Source organism: Fimbriimonadaceae bacterium (assembly GCA_019638775.1).
Classification (GTDB): Bacteria; Armatimonadota; Fimbriimonadia; order Fimbriimonadales; family Fimbriimonadaceae; genus JAHBTD01.
The window spans coordinates 1,023,458-1,038,649 of sequence record JAHBTD010000001.1; the positions used below are offsets into that span (position 1 = coordinate 1,023,458).

The window sequence follows — 15,192 nt, forward strand, 5'->3', positions numbered from 1 at the left end:
AAGCAAGCAGAACCCCTGAGTTCCGCACCTGCACCCGTAGCCGAGGCGCACAAACCTCTAGAACTGGAAGGCCCAGGGGGAACGGTGAGCATAGGAGACGACCTTTCAGCTGCACAAAAGGCATTCCCTGCCCCCACAGACGCCAAAGAATTCGACTCTTCATTGTCCTTTGCAATGATTGCGCCTGAAGGTTGGGCGTGGATGGATGAGGCGAATGAGGTGAGCTTTGAGGCTGCATCAAAGGATGGCAAAATTGTTGGTCTGGTTGTCACCAAAAGGAAGAAGTCCGATGGAGAGCCCGGAAGCTTTCTCTCTAAGACCGGTGAGCCCACTCGCAAGGCCGAAGGCAAGACTGCTCAGATGTACGTTTGGGAAAGCGGCGACAACGCCCGCTTTTGGGTCACTGCGAGCGGTGGCTCGGGTATCTTTGACATCGGCTCCATGACGATAATCGGGAACAAGGAGGACCTGAAGCTCCTGAACTATCGATCCGATGACCCGGAGAACTTCGTAAAGCAACTTGACCTCGTGGCTGAGCAAATGAAGGACGGCTCATCGCTTGTCAAGGATGCCGTTGGAGACGCTAAGAAAAAGGCTGACGCAGGCAAGAAATAGAGTCACTTACGAAACTATAGTGACGTTTTCAGACGCGTTGCACCGCACGATCACGCGCGTAGGTGCGGTACCCATGGAGAGCCACGTCGCAAGGCCGGCCCCCCACCATTTTCCTGCCTCAAAGTACAATTCAGCCTCACCATGAAGAAACGTGAATTCAAACTCTACGATACGATGTCCAAGACCACTAAGGCCTTGGCCACCGTCGAGCCGGATCATTTACGTTTCTATGCCTGTGGACCGACGGTCTACTCCTACGCCCACATAGGCAACTTCCGCAGCTTTCTCACCTCCGACCTGATCGTGCGCACTGCCAAAGCCATCGGCTGGAGAGTTACCTTCGTCAACAATATCACCGACGTTGGGCACCTCACCGATGACGATTTTGCCGACGCGCAAGGCGAGGACAAGCTAGAGAAGGCGCTCAAGAGCAAGGAAGGCGAAGACTTTAACAACGTTTGGGAGCTTGCCGAGCGATACACCGAGGCTTTCGAATTGGATTGGAAAAGGCTCAACATGGTTGAGCCCGATGTCCGCCCGAAAGCCACCCAGCACGTTCGTCAGCAAATCCTTGCCACACAGGCACTGATCGACCGAGGGCATGCCTATGAGACTCCCACGGGAGTCTATTACAGCGTGGAGAGTTTCCCCGAGTACGGCAAGCTCAGCGGCAACACCCAGGAGAATTTGAGGCAGGCTGTGCGCGACGTGGTGCAGGACGACAACAAGCGCGCCCCTGCCGACTTCGCGCTTTGGAAGAAGGACGACCGCCATCTGATGCAGTGGTTCTCCCCTTGGGGCTGGGGCTTCCCGGGCTGGCACATCGAGTGCTCGGCGATGGCGCGGGAGTATTTGGGCGACACCGTGGACCTCCACAGTGGCGGCGAAGACAACATGTTCCCCCACCACGAATGCGAGATCGCTCAATCGGAAGCTCTGACTGGAAAGCCGTTCTGCAAGCATTGGGTGCACACACGATTTTTGCAAGTCAATGGCGAAAAGATGTCTAAATCAACCGGGAATTGGTACACCGTTCGCGACTTGGTGCAGGACAAAGGCGCTGACCCCCTGGCGCTCCGGTATGCCCTCATCAGCGTCCCGTACGGCAAGCCATTGAACTTCACCCTCCAATCCCTCAAGGATGCAACGCTCGCCATTGAGCGGTTTAAGGAGTGCGATAAGATTGCCTCCCAAGCGGCTGAGAAGGGTTCGGGCGGTGCGGATACAGTTAGCACAGCATTGGACCAGCTTTACGAAGAGACTTTGGATGCAATGTGCGATGATCTGAACACTTCCGTTGCTCTGGCTAAGGCTTACGAAGGCACGAAGGTGATTCTGCGCGAGCGTGATAACCTATCCAAAGCCTCTGGCAAGAGCGCCCTCGAATTCCTGAATAAGATCAACGCGCTGCTCGGGATAGTCCGGCACGAAACGGAGATCGCCGAGGATATCGATTTAGGACCGAAGCTAGCGCTCGATGAGGCTACGATTCTAGCGAAAATCCAGGAGCGGGCCGATGCCAAAAAGAACAAGGATTTCGCGAAGGCTGATGCGATCCGAAATGAACTTGTCGAGCAGGGCATTGAGTTGATCGACACGCCAGACGGCACGACTTGGAAAGCAAAGTCGGGGATTTAGCCTCTGGGACCTGCTGGTGCTTTGTGGCTTTGTGAGAAAAATGCTGCACGGCAACGACAAGCCGCTGTCCTCCCGAACGCGATGAGCCATCGCCACTCAAAGCGCGAATAAATTCGCGCACTCCCAAAGAGGGATCACTTTTTGCCGAGGAAGGAGTAGTACAGCCCTACTACTTTCTTGATGTAGTTCTGAGTTTGCGCGTACGGGGGAACGCCGTTATACTTCCGTACCGCGCCGCTTCCCGCATTGTATGCGGCCAAGGCAAGGACGAGATTTTCAAAGGCGTCTTCGCTGTTCTTGCCCTGACGGTCGATGTGTCCGCGAATCGTCCTTACGGTCCCGTAAAGGTTCTGGAGCGTGTCGTAAGGGTCGGTGATGCCAAGGCTCTTCGCCGTGCCTGGCATCAACTGCCCCAGCCCTTGTGCCCCGGCGCTGCTCGTTGCGTTGGGGTTGAACGAACTTTCGACCATCACCATCGCCAAAATCAGTCGAGCGTCGACTCCGTAACGAATGCTGAACCCAATGATCCCCTGTGCGATCTCATTCGCCTGAGCGTCGGTCAGGCGCTTGTTGCGACCTTTGATGAAGCTTGCGTAAATCGGTTGAACTTCGCTGGCGGGAAGATTCCAATTCTCGGCGGACTTGTTGATGTCCCCTCGCGAAAGTGTGTTTTTAGGCGGTGGGCGTTTGGCATCGCGCTTTGCCTTTTCCTCAGCTGCTTTTCTGGCCGCTTCAGCCTCAAGCGCGGCGATTTTGGATTCTGGCGCCAATGAGATCAGCTTGGCTTGCAGTTCTCCGCCTTCGGCAACCCGTTGGGCATGAACAAGAAGCCTTGCCGGAACCACTCCACCGCCGATCCAGTCGGGCAAGAAGTCGCTTTCAATCTGGAAGTTCAGGCCATCTGAGCGCTCGACCAGAAGCATATGCTTCGTGTCGATTGAGAAAGTGCCTTTGATCTTGCCTTGAACTTCGATAACGCGCTTGCCAACAAAAACTTCAAGCGCTTGGATTCCGGCAGCCTGAGTAATGCCGTACTTTTTTCGTTGAGCGAGGTAGTCGGTCAGAGTTTGTCCAGATGCGCTCATCGCGGCGGCTGCCGCGCTGAGAATCAGGCCCATTCTCCAAATAACCGCTTTCATATCCGCTTGTCCGTGTCCATAGTTCAGGACGCTTGGTCTTCGATATTGCGTTCGGCAAGGGTGAAATCGACTGGCGGAGAGATCGGGATTCGAACCCGAGAGGCGACTTTCGTCACCTACCCACTTAGCAGGCGGGCGCTTTCGTCCACTCAGCCATCTCTCCGCTGAGGTTCCACATTATACCAAGCAGATTATCGGCATAAACAGCATAAAGACCGACTGCTGTTTAGGTAGGCAGACAACACCTGGATACCGTCTGCAGTTCGCCGCCGCTACGTGCCTTATTCCGATATGAACCGAACGGCTGGTCTACGAGCCTCTTCTCAAGTAATCTCGATAGGTGAAAGACGTCAGGGTCGAGATTGCCGATCTCTCAAAAACCGAGCACCAGCAGGCCGTGCGGGGCCTCACGAATGCCTACGCAAAGGACTCAAATGCGCTGGGACGGTCCTTGCCCGACGACGTGCTGGAACGCCTTCCCGATGAGATCGCATCCCACCCGGCTGGCGTTGTCTTCCTGGCTTGGTCTGGCGACAAGCCAGTTGGGCAGGCCACCTGCTTTATCGGGTTTGCGACCTTTTCAGCCAAACGCCTTATCAATGTCCACGACCTTATCGTGCTCGCCGAATGTCGCGGGCAGGGGGTAGGAGAAAAGCTGTTGCAGGCGGTTGAGGATTACGCACGAGCGAACGGATTTGCGAAGGTTACGCTGGAGGTCGCCGAAGGCAACCCCGCGAAGCGATTGTATTTGAGATGCGGCTTTGAGGAAGCAGGGACTTTTTGTGCGAAGTACCTGGTCCAGAACCCGTGGGAGTGATTCGATGCAGTTGACGATCCTCCATACCAACGACTTTCACGGCTCGCTGAACGCCACAAAGGCGGAGTTCATTCGCAGCCTCAAGTTGGAGACCGATGGCCCAATCCTCTACTGCGACTCGGGCGACTGCATCAAGGCAGGCAATCTCGCAATCCCCCTGAAACCCGACCCTGCTTGGGGCTTCTTGGGAGATGCAGGATGCGATATCGGGGTGATCGGGAACCGCGAAAGCCACGTGCTCGAAGGCGCGTTTGCGAAGAAAATAACTGGGCATCGGCACCCCCTCGTTTGTGCAAATCTAAGGAAGAAGTCCGGCGGACACCCCTTGCCAATGAGCCATATCTTTGAACTCAGCGGCCTTAAAGTGGGGGTGATCGGCGTGATGGTTCCAATGGTCACGGAGCGCATGGCCACTGCCGCTGCCAGCGCTTATCTTTGGGATGCACCGATCCCCGTCGCAGACCAACAAGCGCAGACCATGCGCGGCGGCGTGGATTGCCTCATTGCTCTCACACACATCGGGTATCGGCAAGATCAAGAGCTTGCCGAGAAGTGCCCTCTTATCGATATCATCCTCGGCGGGCACTCGCACACGATCTTGGAGTCACCCGCAAGAGTTGGCGATACTTTTATCTGTCAGGGTGGATCGCACGGCAAGTACATCGGCAGATACATTTGGGAAGCAGGCAAAGGGATCGTGAGTTCGGCGCTTGTCGAGCTGCCTAAATAGAACCAGAACACCCCTGGCAATTCTGCTAAAATCAGTCCCTATGAGTTTCATCGTCCGACTGGGTGCGGACCTCATTTCCGTTGAGCCTGGATCCACGATTCCGTTTTCGATTGAGATCGCGAATCGCAGTGAAACCCAGGATCGCTACGAACTGGAAATCGAGGGGCTTGATCCGGAATGGACAGCCGTCCCCGTGCCATCCTTCACGGTCGATCGAAACGATCTTCACAACGAGAAGGTTTTTTTCAAGCCTCCGCGAGTGAGCGAAAGTCTGGCGGGCAATTATCCGTTTGTGGTGAAGGTCCGGTCTTTGGAGTCTGGCGAGGTGCGTACCGCCCAAGCCGTGCTGGAGATCAAGCCGTTCCACCACATGAGCATGGAGATTGACCCCAAGAAGGCATCTCTTTCGGGGCGCGCGGACAGCATGTCGTACGAGCTCACGCTCATCAACCTCGGCAACCACGAGAACACGATGCAGCTCTTTGGGAGCGACATTGATGACCTGATCGTCGTGGACTTTGAAGAGGGAACCGTCACGATTGGGCCGGGGCAAACAAAGATCATCCAGGCCAAAGTTACGCCAACGGCGCGTAACCGGTTTGCCAGTCCGCGGCTTCATGCTCTGTCCTTTAGTGCGCGAAGCGTCGATGTGCCGTCGGTAGTTTGTTCGACGCAGGCTCACCTCGAAGTGCGTCCTTTGCTCTCCTCTTCGGCACTTGTTGCAGTTGTTTTTGCCTTGATCCTCTTTATTGGGTGGTTTGCTCTACTGCCGAAGCCACCAACCGTGGACTCGCTCATGCTCAGCACCGTCACCCCAACTAAAGGCGACGTCGTAACAGTGACTTGGGAAGCCTCTAACGCCAAGGGCGTGCGCATCACTCTGAATGGGTTAATGCTTGAGGAGGCAGGCTCTGCCAAAGGAAGCAAAACGTTTGTCGCATCGGAGTCGGGGACTGTGTCTGCGGTCGCTTTTCGAGACGGACGGGAATCGGAAGTTCGAAACCGAAGCTACGAAGTCAGCCTTCCTCTGACCTATCCCGATCCCGAGATCACGCAGTTTGACGTGAGTTCAAAGAGCCTCCGTTTCGGCGAAACGTTTGTGGTGCGATACAAATTCAGCGACTCGGTAGTCCGGGCGACGCTGGCCCCAAATGGCATTGTGCTGGACCCGAAATTGGACTCCGTAACGGTTGAGGCGAACGTTACTGGCAAGGTCACTTACACCATCGTCGCCGAGAATGCCGACGGGAAGACCACTCGCAAGGATGTCGTCGTCACAGTGGTCGATTCTAGCGAAGCCACGATTGTGAAGTTCGCCGCAGACAAGGAGTCGCTTGACTTCCCTGGCAGCGTGATGTTGACTTGGCAGCTCACTAAAGCCGAAAGGATCGAGCTGAACGATGGGCAATCCACGATCTTGCTTGATAGTCCCGCTGGCACAAGAGATGTGTTTATTGAGAAAACCACTGAGTTCACGATCACGGGCTATGACGCCCAAGGCAAGAAGGTCTCCCAAAAGGTCACCGTTAGAGTGAAGCCGATTGACTCACCAACGGCAAGCCCAGTCGGTGTGGGAACAACCACGGGCGGAGGCGGCATTTAGGATGCGACGTGCGTTGCTTTCGGTTACCGACAAATCAGGCGTCGTCGAATTCGCACAAGGGCTGGTTGCCCTCGGTTTCGATCTTGTGAGCACGGGCGGCACAGCGAAGGCGCTGCGCGATGCGGGCTTAGCCGTGACGGACGTTTCGGAGGTCACGGGGTTTCCGGAGATGCTGGATGGACGGGTGAAGACTTTGCATCCTTTGGTGCATGGCGGACTGCTCGGTGATGTTCGACAGGAGAGCCACCGCACGGCGATGCTTGAAGCGGATATCACTCCGATTGAGGTCGTTTGCGTCAACCTTTACGCGTTCGAGAAGACCGTCACCAACCCACACACGCTTGAAGAGGCCATCGAATCTATCGACATCGGCGGCCCAGCGATGATCCGCGCTGCCGCCAAGAACCATGCGAATGTGTGCGTGGTCGTCGATCCGAACGATTACGATTCTGTGCTTTCCTCCTTATCCGACGGTACAGAGCGCGATTTGAGAACTAGACTTGCCGCCAAAGCGTTCCGGCACACGGCGTTTTACGACTCAATGATCTCCCGCTACCTCACGGGAGCATCTGGCGAGGAGGAGCTTTCCGACACTCTTACGGTTGGCATGCGGAGATCTCTTTCGCTGCGTTACGGCGAAAACCCACATCAGACAGCCGCGCTTTACGTCGATCCATTAGGGGATGCCGGTATTGCCCGCGCCCATCAACTTTGGGGCAAAGAGCTTAGCTACAACAACATCCTTGATGGAGACGCGGCATGGGAGCTTGTTGCCGACTTGCCGGAAGGATCTTGCGCGATTATCAAACACGGGAATCCTTGCGGCGCGGCCAAAGGGGCGACACTTGCCGAGAGCTACCGCACAGCGCGGTCGAGCGATCCGATCTCTGCCTTTGGAGGGATTGCGGCTTTTCATGGCTTAGTGGACTTGGAAGCTGCCGAAACCATGGCGGAGAAGGGCAATTTTCTTGAAGTGGTGATCGCCACGGGCTTTACGGATGAGGCGCGTACGGTTTTTGCCGAGCGTTCGGGCTGGGGCAAGGATGTCCGGTTGCTGGAAACACCATTGCCGCCAAAAAAGAGCAGCCTCTCTATCCGCAGTATTCGCGGCGGAGCGCTCGTTCAAGGAACGGACGAGGACCCCGGCAACGAATGGCAAATTGCGACCGACAAGAAGCCGACGCCCGAACAAGCGGAGGCTTTGCGTTTCCTTTGGGCCGTGGTACAGCATGTGAAATCGAACGCGATCGTGGTTGGCGTGAAAGATCGGCTGTTGGGTACTGGGGCTGGACAGATGAACCGCGTACAATCTGTTCGGTTAGCGTTGGACCAAGCCGGTGAGGGCTCAGTGGGGGCTTGTCTTGCCAGCGATGCCTTTTTCCCATTTCCCGACAGCATTGAGACTGCAGCAAAGGCAGGGATCGTCGCCGTTATTCAGCCTGGCGGAAGCAAAAAGGACGCTGACGTGGTGGCTGCAGCGAACGAATTAGGAATCGCAATGGTCTTTACAGGTACGAGACATTTCCGCCATTGATGTAACCTTCGCGGAATAGGGTATCGTCTACAAGCTCAGAGGGTCAACCGTGAAAACGCAGACAGATTGGATCGTATTTGCAGTATCGATAGTGCTTGCACTCATCATTTCTGGCATTCTCTTTGCCATGCGGCGACAAGTGGACAAGCCGCAGGCTCCGACGCCAGTCAACGTCGCCGATCCGGCGTATCCGACAGGAGACGTCGTTTATACGAACGGACTTCCCGGCGCAAACAGCAGCGGCAGTGGTGGAGCAGGCTCCCCAGGAATGCAGGCTAACGCTCCGGCAGGTGGCGGTGGTGCAGCTGGTGGCCGCAGCCGTCCTTCATTGGGCGTTTCCGGCGGCTAAATTACTCTTTAGCGGCCTGGTTACCTAGCTTTATTGAGAATCGGGTTCGGTTTCGGTCACACTATCTTTGGCCGTCGCCGAACCCGGAGTCTTTATTAGATGCCCCTTCCGCCCGTTATTAACGTAGGGTTTTACAACTACGTGCTTACCGATAAGATCGTTGCCCTCGTGAGCAGCGAATCGGCACCTATGCGAAGGCTTGTCCAGTCGCTTAGGAAGTCGGGCAATCTCATCGACGCCACTCAAGGAAGACGCACAAAGTCGATCATTTTTACAACTGGAGACGCGGTTGTACTCTCGGCGATTTCTCAGGAGACGCTCGCAAAACGCTTGAGCACCGGGGAGGCCGCACTTGACGAAGAGTAATGGTGGCCTTTGGCGTCGCATCAGCCATCGGTTTACCCGTGACATCGGCATTGATCTGGGTACTGCGAACACCCTTGTCCACGTGGCAGGTCAGGGCATTGTTCTCCGCGAGCCCAGTGTCGTTGCTATCAACAAGGACACTGGAGAGGTCTTAGCAGTTGGCGAAGAGGCCAAGCGGATGCTCGGACGGACCCCGGCGAATATCGTCGCGATTCGCCCCCTGAAAGACGGTGTCATTGCCGACTACGATCAGACCGAGAAGATGCTGCGTGACCTTATCGGCAAGGTCTCCCGACGTTTTGTATTGCAGCAAACCGTCGTGGTTGGCATCCCCAGCGGCGTCACCGAAGTCGAGCGCCGTGCCGTTATCCAGGCTAGCGAGCGAGCAGGCGCAACTCGGGCCTATGTCATCGAAGAGCCGATGGCGGCGGCGATTGGAGCGGGATTGCCCGTCGAAGAGCCAATTGGCTCGATGATCGTCGATATTGGCGGGGGTACCACCGAGGTTGCCGTGATCTCACTTGCGGGCATTGTGCACTCTCGTTCGATCCGCATCGCCGGAGATGAGATCGACGAAGCAATCAGCTCTTACGTGCGCCGAGCCTACAACCTCTTTATCGGCGACCGGACTTCTGAGCAGGTCAAGCTCGAGATTGGCAGCGCGTTTCCGCTTGAGCAGGAGATGCAGGTCACGATCAAGGGTCGCGACCTTGTCACAGGCTTGCCTAAGAGCGCGGTCATCACGAGCGAGGAGGTGCGGATGGCAATTGCCGAGCCCCTTAATCAGATCGTTGAAGCCGTCAAACTCACCCTCGAAGCCACGCCGCCCGAACTTGCCGCCGACGCGATGAACACTGGCATCGTACTTGCGGGAGGTGGGGCGCTTCTCAGGGGCATCGAACGTCTTATCAATCAAGAAACCGGGATGCCCGTGTTGATCGCTCGCGATCCTTTAAGCTGTGTCGCGCTTGGAACAGGAATGGTTGTGGAAGCGCTGCACGAAAACCCGCAGATCCGTCGTATGCTAGAGAAGTCCTCGAAGCTGTGAAGCCAAAACCCTATCGCGATGTGATTGTCGTCATCGTGCTTTGCGCGGTGGGAGTTTTGCTGGGTCGCCTCCAGAATTCGGCGCGCAACGCGGGAGGCCTCGATTTTTTCACTTCAAGCGTGCAAATGGCAGTTCGCCCGGGCACGATAGTGTTCACCAGCATCGCCGACAGCGTTGGAAGCTTCTTTTATGGCATCACGCATGCCTCCTCATTAACCATTGAGAACCGAAGACTCAAAGAGATCGAGGCCAGGGCTGCAATTTACGACGAGCAAACAGAGTATTACCGGCGCGAGATTGACCGTTTGCGCAAAGACCTCTCGCTCACCACTTTCCCGGGCCGAACCAAGATCCCCACGCGCATTATCGGATATTCGCCGTATGAGAACCGTATCACTCTGGACAAGGGGACGGAGGCTGGCATTAAGGCTGGTCTACCCATCCTGACTCCGGCTGGCTTCGTCGGAGTGGTGCAAAGCGCAGATGCCAAGACGAGTCAGGCCCTGCTGATCTCTTCACGCGCCCTTCAGATCGGGGCGCGCATCGACCGAACTCCGGCCGTGACAGGACTCCTGCGAGGCGACAGCCCGGGCGCTATGATTCTGGATGGCATCGACTATGCCACGACCCTACAGGTTGGCGATCTCGTGATGACTTCCGGCTTCTCGGATCACATCCCCCGAGGGATTCCTATTGGTAGGATCATTCGGATTGAGGACGACGAGGACAACGGCTCGAAGCGCTGCATCGTCTTCCCGAACGTACAAATCGGAGATGTTCATGAGGTGTTTGTCATCCGATGAACCCTGCCAAGTACATCGTGACCGCAGCGGTGACTCTGTGGGTATGTGCCGCAATGCAGCAGGCTTTAGCCGCTCGGCTGGGGATTTTTGGCGCGAGTCCCGACTTCCTGCTGGTAGCACTTACGGCCTTGTGTCTGTTCTCTCCCAAACCGATTGGAGGGGCGTATCTTGGATTTGTAGCGGGAGCATTGAACGGGGCGATTGCGGGAGCTAATCTGACCCATTACATCTTCAGCCGTGTGCTGGGCGGTTTTTTGGCGGCAAAGTCACGCAATCCTAAATATCCGCCAAAAGCGCCGACGATTTTCGCAACAATGGCGGGAGTTACCCTTGTTTCTCAGATCGTCCTTATGTTTTTTGCCCCACCGTCGGGCATCGCTGGCTTCCTGGGGGCTACAATTCTCTCGGCGCTGTACAATGGCGTACTTTGTCTGCCGTTGCACGCTCTCTTACAACGAATTCTGAAGCCGGTCTATCGGTAGCAGGACCGCGAAAATCATGAGCAAAATCAACGTCTTTGAAATGGCGCGGCAACAACTTGCCATCGCCGCCAAATATCTCGACCTCGACGACGGCCTCCACCGAGTGCTGGCGAGCCCGAAGCGGCAACTCATCGTCAACTTCCCCGTAGTGATGGACGATGGGCGAGTGGAATGTTTTGAGGGCTACCGAGTTCAGCACAACATTAGCCGTGGGCCGTCAAAGGGCGGTATTCGCTTCCACCCCGATGTCGATGTGGATGAAACCACAGCCTTGGCCATGTGGATGACCTGGAAGTGCGCGGTCGCCAACATCCCTTACGGCGGCGCAAAGGGCTCCGTCAAGGTGGACACCAAGAAACTATCCAAGCGAGAGCTTGAAAAGCTCACACGGCGCTTTGCGTCCGAAATAAACATCGTCGTGAGCGAGCGCGGAGATATTCCCGCCCCCGATATCGGAACCAATGCACAGGTCATGGCCTGGATCATGGACACGTTCTCGATGCACCAGGGCTACACCACCCCAGGCGTCGTCACCGGTAAGCCACTCGAACTAGGCGGCTCCGAAGGTCGTGTCGAAGCCACCGGACGTGGCGTAGTCGTTGCCGCAGAAGAGGCGGCAAAGACCATTGGAATGGATTTCCAGGGCGCGAAGCTCGTTGTCCAGGGATTTGGCAACGTCGGCTCAATCGCCGCCCGTATCGCCGAAGAGCGCGGCGCGATTGTCGTCGGTGTTAGCGATGCCCGAGGCGGCATCTATAATCCAAAGGGTCTTCCCGTAGGAGAGCTTTGTCGCCGCTTTGCTGGCCGCGATGGCGGACTTCAGGAGTACAAAGAGGCGGAAGCGGTCTCGAACGAGGACCTCCTCGAACTGCCCTGCGACATGCTATTCCCCAGCGCGATCTCTGCGCAGATATCTGGCGACAATGCCGACCGCATCAAAGCCAAGCTCATCGCCGAGGGTGCGAACGGACCGACAACTCCTGAAGCCGACGACATCCTTTCCGACAAGGGCATCCTTGTCGTTCCGGACATCTTGGCGAACTCGGGTGGTGTGGTTGTGAGCTACTTCGAGTGGGTTCAGGACCTGCAGAACTTCTTCTGGGAAGAGGACATCGTCAACAAGAACCTTGAGAAGATCATGCGGGCATCCTATGCGCACGTGCACGACACGATGATGCGTCACAAGACGAACATGCGCACAGCAGCGCTGATCATTGGTGTGAAGCGCGTCGCCGATGCGACCGTCATGCGCGGAATCTATCCATAAGCTATCGGCTATCGGCTATCAGCTATCGGCGATCGGGTCGCAGATAGCTGATAGCTACTCCAACAGCGTCCCGTTGACCATCAGTCGGAAGCGATAGCCCAGTGTGTCGGCCGCTCGCCGGCACATCACCATGCGTGAGAGGAAGATCTCGAAGTACTCCATCACGCTGGCGTAACTCGTGTCGATCTCCAGTTCCAGCTCGATGGTGAGCTTTTCGGAATCAATGTTTACGTGGCTCTTCTGCACAGCGTAGTTCACCCGGTCATGAATGTCGAACGACTCGATGATCGGGTTTTGGACGCGGCTGAAGTGGACGTCCGACTTATCGGCAATGATCAGCGCGGCCGACATCGTATTCACCGGCACTCCGGCAAGCTCTTCGTGATTGCCGATGGCTCCCAGGATCGGCGCGACTTCGACCGGGTCCATATTCATTTCATTCAGGATCGTGAAGGCAATGTTTGCCCCGGTCATCGGGTGCCCGATACGATTGACGACATTGCCGATATCGTGAAGGTACGCGGCGATCTGGGCTAGTTCAACCTCGCGCGACGGTGCATTCAGCTCGACCATGATGCTGCGCGTGATGCCCGCGACGATCCCCACATGGCGGTGCCCATGTTCGGTATAGCCCATCGCCCGCATGACTTCGTTGGCGCCGTTGATCAGTGCGATCACCTTGGGGTGGGTCTTAACCTCTTTGTAAGAGACCGGATGATAGGTCCCGGAAATGATAGTTTCCATCGAATTGTCCTATTGTGAAACACTTGAAAGCATCTCTGGGTTCAGAGCGTTAGGTCTGTGCGCTCGCTCTGCACCTTGACAAGAGTCTCGGCTGTACTAAAATAGGGGTGGTGTTGCCGTTTGAAAGCCTGAATACGAGCGTGCCGTTGGTATACCGTCGAAACCTCCTCGACATGGAGACGTTTCGGCGGATGCTCCTTTCGCGCGAGTTTTTGGCTGAGAACTTTGCAGAACCGATGACCCTAGCCAAAGCCGCAGAGCAGGCATTCTTCTCGCCCTATCACTATCAAAGGCTGTTTACACGGGCGTTTGGGGAGAGTCCGCAGGAGTTTCTGACACGCTTACGCCTGGAGCATGCCCAGACTCTTTTGCGGGGTCGTGACCTGACCGTGAGCGAGGTCTGCTTGGAGGTCGGCTACAGCAGCTTAGGATCGTTCTCTACGCTTTTCGCACGGAAAATGGGGTGTCCGCCCACCGAGTTTCGACGTGTGTTTTCTTTCCCTGGATTGTGGGAGTTGAAGAGCATCCCTGGATGCGTGCGGGCGATGAATGGGCTGTCCCGGCCTGAGGCCGTGATCTGAGCGTTCCTGTCATTCCGCAAGATTCGAGAAGCCAAGCGCCGCATCAATTTGCGATACTCATTGCATTCCGAATGGTCGGGAGAGAACCATGATTCAAAGACTTTCACACGTTTCGATCTTTGTGCTCGATCAAGACCGAGCCCTCGACTTCTACACGAACAAGCTCGGATTTACCGTGAAGACCGACGCCAAGATGGGCGACGACTTTCGGTGGATCACCGTCACCGCGCCAGGTCAGCCCGATCTCGAAATCGTTCTCATGGCAATTGCCCCAGGACCGGCATTCGATGCCGAATCTGCGGCGAAACTTCGAGAGTTGGTTGAGGCGGGCAAGATGGGGGCCGGAGTGTGGAACACCTCCGACATCCACGCCACCTATGAGGATCTCAAGGCCAAGGGAGTGGAGTTTATGAAGCCGCCAACTGAGGAGTTCTACGGGATCGAAGCGCTTTTTCGTGACGACAGCGGCAACTGGTTTAGCCTCACCCAGCACAAGGACTAATCCGGCTTTGGCAGGAACCACTCCAGCATCAATCTGAACACGTTGCGAAACCCGTCCGCTGGCTCCATGCCGGGACGGGCGAAGCCATGATCGGCGTTTTCGAGGCGGACAGCCTTTACTTCCCGATTGTGGCTCAGCAGTTCGGCCTCCGCGATGTCGATGGTCGTGGGCCAGACCGCGCGATCTTTGGTGCCCTGGACAAGCAGAATCTTGGCTTTTGATTTTAGCAATTGCTCAATAGGCGAGGTGGCTAGGAAGGTGGACCAGCGGCGATGGGGATGAGCCCAAACAAACTTTTCGGTGCTCATCGGGTCTTTCTGAATCTCTTCCCACTGCTTCATGGCAATCTCAGCGTTCGTGATCTGCATCATGTCGAAGAGTTGGGACGGCCCACCACCCGCGAGTGAAGCCGCGTGGGTGACCTCAGGAACGATGGCAGCAACACCCGCCGCAACGATCCCGCCTTCGGAGTGCCCACTCGCCAACACCTTCGTCTTGTCGATTTCCGGCATCGCCAAGCACGCTTTGACAGCCGCCGCATTAGCCTCTGCCCAGCGCTCGAATGTGTGCTCTTCGAGGAACTCCTTGGGACAGCCTTCAGCGGTGCCGGGCTGCTTGGGCTCATAGCAAAACTCGATTCCTGGCTTTTCGACGATCAGCACACGGGCTGCGTCTGAGGCTGCACTGAGAAGCAGGTTCTGGAGGCCGCCACTGATTCTTCCGTCGCGCCTGCTCCATACCGACTGCCCGCCCGACCCTTGTACAAATAGAATCAGAGGCCTCTTGTCCTGCACTTTGGGCTTTGAGAGATAGAAGGTGATGGCTCGGTCGAATTTGTCTTGGCACGTGTAACGGTCAAAGGGGATGCCAAGCTCTGTGGGATCTTTCTTGGCGACATATCTCTGTGCGCAGGCTGGTAAAGCAAGGGCGATCAGAAACAACGAAATAAATCGTAGGTAAGCCATCACGAAGAT

17 protein-coding genes and 1 tRNA gene are annotated in these 15,192 nt (G+C 56.2%); 14 read left to right on the plus strand and 4 right to left on the minus strand.

Annotation, left to right across the window (positions count from 1 at the left end; genetic code table 11):
- Nucleotides 1-84: 84 nt before the first annotated feature.
- Nucleotides 85-615, plus strand: a complete 531-nt coding sequence (locus tag KF784_04770) for a hypothetical protein (protein MBX3118357.1) — start codon at nucleotides 85-87, stop codon at nucleotides 613-615.
- 141 nt (nucleotides 616-756) lie between these two features.
- Entirely contained in the window at nucleotides 757-2,253 is a 1,497-nt protein-coding gene (cysS, locus tag KF784_04775) for a cysteine--tRNA ligase (GenBank protein MBX3118358.1), read from the plus strand.
- 134 nt (nucleotides 2,254-2,387) lie between these two features.
- Here cysS and KF784_04780 read toward each other — a convergent pair whose 3' ends face one another.
- Nucleotides 2,388-3,392: a lytic transglycosylase domain-containing protein gene (locus KF784_04780; GenBank protein MBX3118359.1), complete on the minus strand. Its 1,005-nt coding sequence runs from the start codon at nucleotides 3,390-3,392 to the stop codon at nucleotides 2,388-2,390.
- A gap of 71 nt (nucleotides 3,393-3,463) precedes the next feature.
- Nucleotides 3,464-3,555, minus strand: a tRNA-Ser gene (locus KF784_04785).
- Between the two features lie 177 nt (nucleotides 3,556-3,732).
- On the opposite strand from KF784_04785, the gene KF784_04790 reads away from it, so the two are divergent.
- From KF784_04790 to KF784_04835, 10 genes are all read left to right on the plus strand, one after another.
- On the plus strand, nucleotides 3,733-4,209 hold the full coding sequence (locus KF784_04790; protein ID MBX3118360.1) for a GNAT family N-acetyltransferase: 477 nt from the start codon (nucleotides 3,733-3,735) through the stop codon (nucleotides 4,207-4,209).
- Between the two features lie 4 nt (nucleotides 4,210-4,213).
- Nucleotides 4,214-4,939, plus strand: coding sequence for a hypothetical protein (locus KF784_04795; GenBank protein MBX3118361.1), 726 nt, complete (start codon nucleotides 4,214-4,216; stop codon nucleotides 4,937-4,939).
- Nucleotides 4,940-4,979: 40 nt separating this feature from the next.
- Nucleotides 4,980-6,542 (plus strand): hypothetical protein, encoded by a 1,563-nt coding sequence (locus KF784_04800; GenBank protein MBX3118362.1) that lies wholly within the window; start codon nucleotides 4,980-4,982, stop codon nucleotides 6,540-6,542.
- 1 nt (nucleotide 6,543) lies between these two features.
- On the plus strand, nucleotides 6,544-8,076 hold the full coding sequence (gene purH / locus KF784_04805) for a bifunctional phosphoribosylaminoimidazolecarboxamide formyltransferase/IMP cyclohydrolase (GenBank protein ID MBX3118363.1): 1,533 nt from the start codon (nucleotides 6,544-6,546) through the stop codon (nucleotides 8,074-8,076).
- 91 nt (nucleotides 8,077-8,167) lie between these two features.
- Nucleotides 8,168-8,425: a hypothetical protein gene (locus KF784_04810; GenBank protein ID MBX3118364.1), complete on the plus strand. Its 258-nt coding sequence runs from the start codon at nucleotides 8,168-8,170 to the stop codon at nucleotides 8,423-8,425.
- A gap of 99 nt (nucleotides 8,426-8,524) precedes the next feature.
- Nucleotides 8,525-8,791: a DUF370 domain-containing protein gene (locus KF784_04815; protein MBX3118365.1), complete on the plus strand. Its 267-nt coding sequence runs from the start codon at nucleotides 8,525-8,527 to the stop codon at nucleotides 8,789-8,791.
- 19 nt (nucleotides 8,792-8,810) lie between these two features.
- The gene (locus KF784_04820) at nucleotides 8,811-9,839 is read left to right on the plus strand and encodes a rod shape-determining protein (protein MBX3118366.1); all 1,029 of its coding nucleotides are present in this window, start codon (nucleotides 8,811-8,813) and stop codon (nucleotides 9,837-9,839) included.
- Nucleotides 9,836-10,642, plus strand: a complete 807-nt coding sequence (locus KF784_04825) for a rod shape-determining protein MreC (protein ID MBX3118367.1) — start codon at nucleotides 9,836-9,838, stop codon at nucleotides 10,640-10,642. Before KF784_04820 ends, KF784_04825 begins: the two co-directional genes overlap by 4 nt.
- On the plus strand, nucleotides 10,639-11,124 hold the full coding sequence (locus KF784_04830) for a hypothetical protein (protein MBX3118368.1): 486 nt from the start codon (nucleotides 10,639-10,641) through the stop codon (nucleotides 11,122-11,124). Before KF784_04825 ends, KF784_04830 begins: the two co-directional genes overlap by 4 nt.
- A 16-nt stretch (nucleotides 11,125-11,140) precedes the next feature.
- On the plus strand, nucleotides 11,141-12,391 hold the full coding sequence (locus tag KF784_04835; protein ID MBX3118369.1) for a Glu/Leu/Phe/Val dehydrogenase: 1,251 nt from the start codon (nucleotides 11,141-11,143) through the stop codon (nucleotides 12,389-12,391).
- A 54-nt stretch (nucleotides 12,392-12,445) separates the two neighbouring features.
- Here the strand turns inward: KF784_04835 and KF784_04840 are convergent, their stop codons facing one another.
- Nucleotides 12,446-13,135 carry an HD domain-containing protein gene (locus KF784_04840; protein MBX3118370.1) on the minus strand — a complete coding sequence of 230 codons (690 nt, stop codon included), beginning with the start codon at nucleotides 13,133-13,135 and terminating at the stop codon, nucleotides 12,446-12,448.
- Between the two features lie 110 nt (nucleotides 13,136-13,245).
- On the opposite strand from KF784_04840, the gene KF784_04845 reads away from it, so the two are divergent.
- Together KF784_04845 and KF784_04850 are read left to right on the plus strand one after the other, a co-directional pair.
- Nucleotides 13,246-13,716 (plus strand): helix-turn-helix transcriptional regulator, encoded by a 471-nt coding sequence (locus KF784_04845; GenBank protein MBX3118371.1) that lies wholly within the window; start codon nucleotides 13,246-13,248, stop codon nucleotides 13,714-13,716.
- A gap of 88 nt (nucleotides 13,717-13,804) precedes the next feature.
- Nucleotides 13,805-14,218 (plus strand): VOC family protein, encoded by a 414-nt coding sequence (locus KF784_04850; GenBank protein ID MBX3118372.1) that lies wholly within the window; start codon nucleotides 13,805-13,807, stop codon nucleotides 14,216-14,218.
- On the opposite strand, the gene KF784_04855 is transcribed toward KF784_04850, so the two are convergent.
- Nucleotides 14,215-15,183: a prolyl oligopeptidase family serine peptidase gene (locus KF784_04855; protein MBX3118373.1), complete on the minus strand. Its 969-nt coding sequence runs from the start codon at nucleotides 15,181-15,183 to the stop codon at nucleotides 14,215-14,217. The genes KF784_04850 and KF784_04855 overlap by 4 nt on opposite strands.
- Nucleotides 15,184-15,192: the final 9 nt, after the last annotated feature.

What these genes read in the sequence shown, in the direction of transcription:
- cysS (MBX3118358.1), top strand. Translation starts at nt 757, where the DNA reads ATGAAGAAACGTGAATTCAAACTCTACGATACGATGTCCAAGACCACT.
- KF784_04780 (MBX3118359.1), bottom strand. Translation starts at nt 3,392, where the DNA reads ATGAAAGCGGTTATTTGGAGAATGGGCCTGATTCTCAGCGCGGCAGCC.
- KF784_04795 (MBX3118361.1), top strand. Translation starts at nt 4,214, where the DNA reads ATGCAGTTGACGATCCTCCATACCAACGACTTTCACGGCTCGCTGAAC.
- KF784_04800 (MBX3118362.1), top strand. Translation starts at nt 4,980, where the DNA reads ATGAGTTTCATCGTCCGACTGGGTGCGGACCTCATTTCCGTTGAGCCT.
- purH (MBX3118363.1), top strand. Translation starts at nt 6,544, where the DNA reads ATGCGACGTGCGTTGCTTTCGGTTACCGACAAATCAGGCGTCGTCGAA.
- KF784_04815 (MBX3118365.1), top strand. Translation starts at nt 8,525, where the DNA reads ATGCCCCTTCCGCCCGTTATTAACGTAGGGTTTTACAACTACGTGCTT.
- KF784_04830 (MBX3118368.1), top strand. Translation starts at nt 10,639, where the DNA reads ATGAACCCTGCCAAGTACATCGTGACCGCAGCGGTGACTCTGTGGGTA.
- KF784_04835 (MBX3118369.1), top strand. Translation starts at nt 11,141, where the DNA reads ATGAGCAAAATCAACGTCTTTGAAATGGCGCGGCAACAACTTGCCATC.
- KF784_04840 (MBX3118370.1), bottom strand. Translation starts at nt 13,135, where the DNA reads ATGGAAACTATCATTTCCGGGACCTATCATCCGGTCTCTTACAAAGAG.
- KF784_04850 (MBX3118372.1), top strand. Translation starts at nt 13,805, where the DNA reads ATGATTCAAAGACTTTCACACGTTTCGATCTTTGTGCTCGATCAAGAC.
- KF784_04855 (MBX3118373.1), bottom strand. Translation starts at nt 15,183, where the DNA reads ATGGCTTACCTACGATTTATTTCGTTGTTTCTGATCGCCCTTGCTTTA.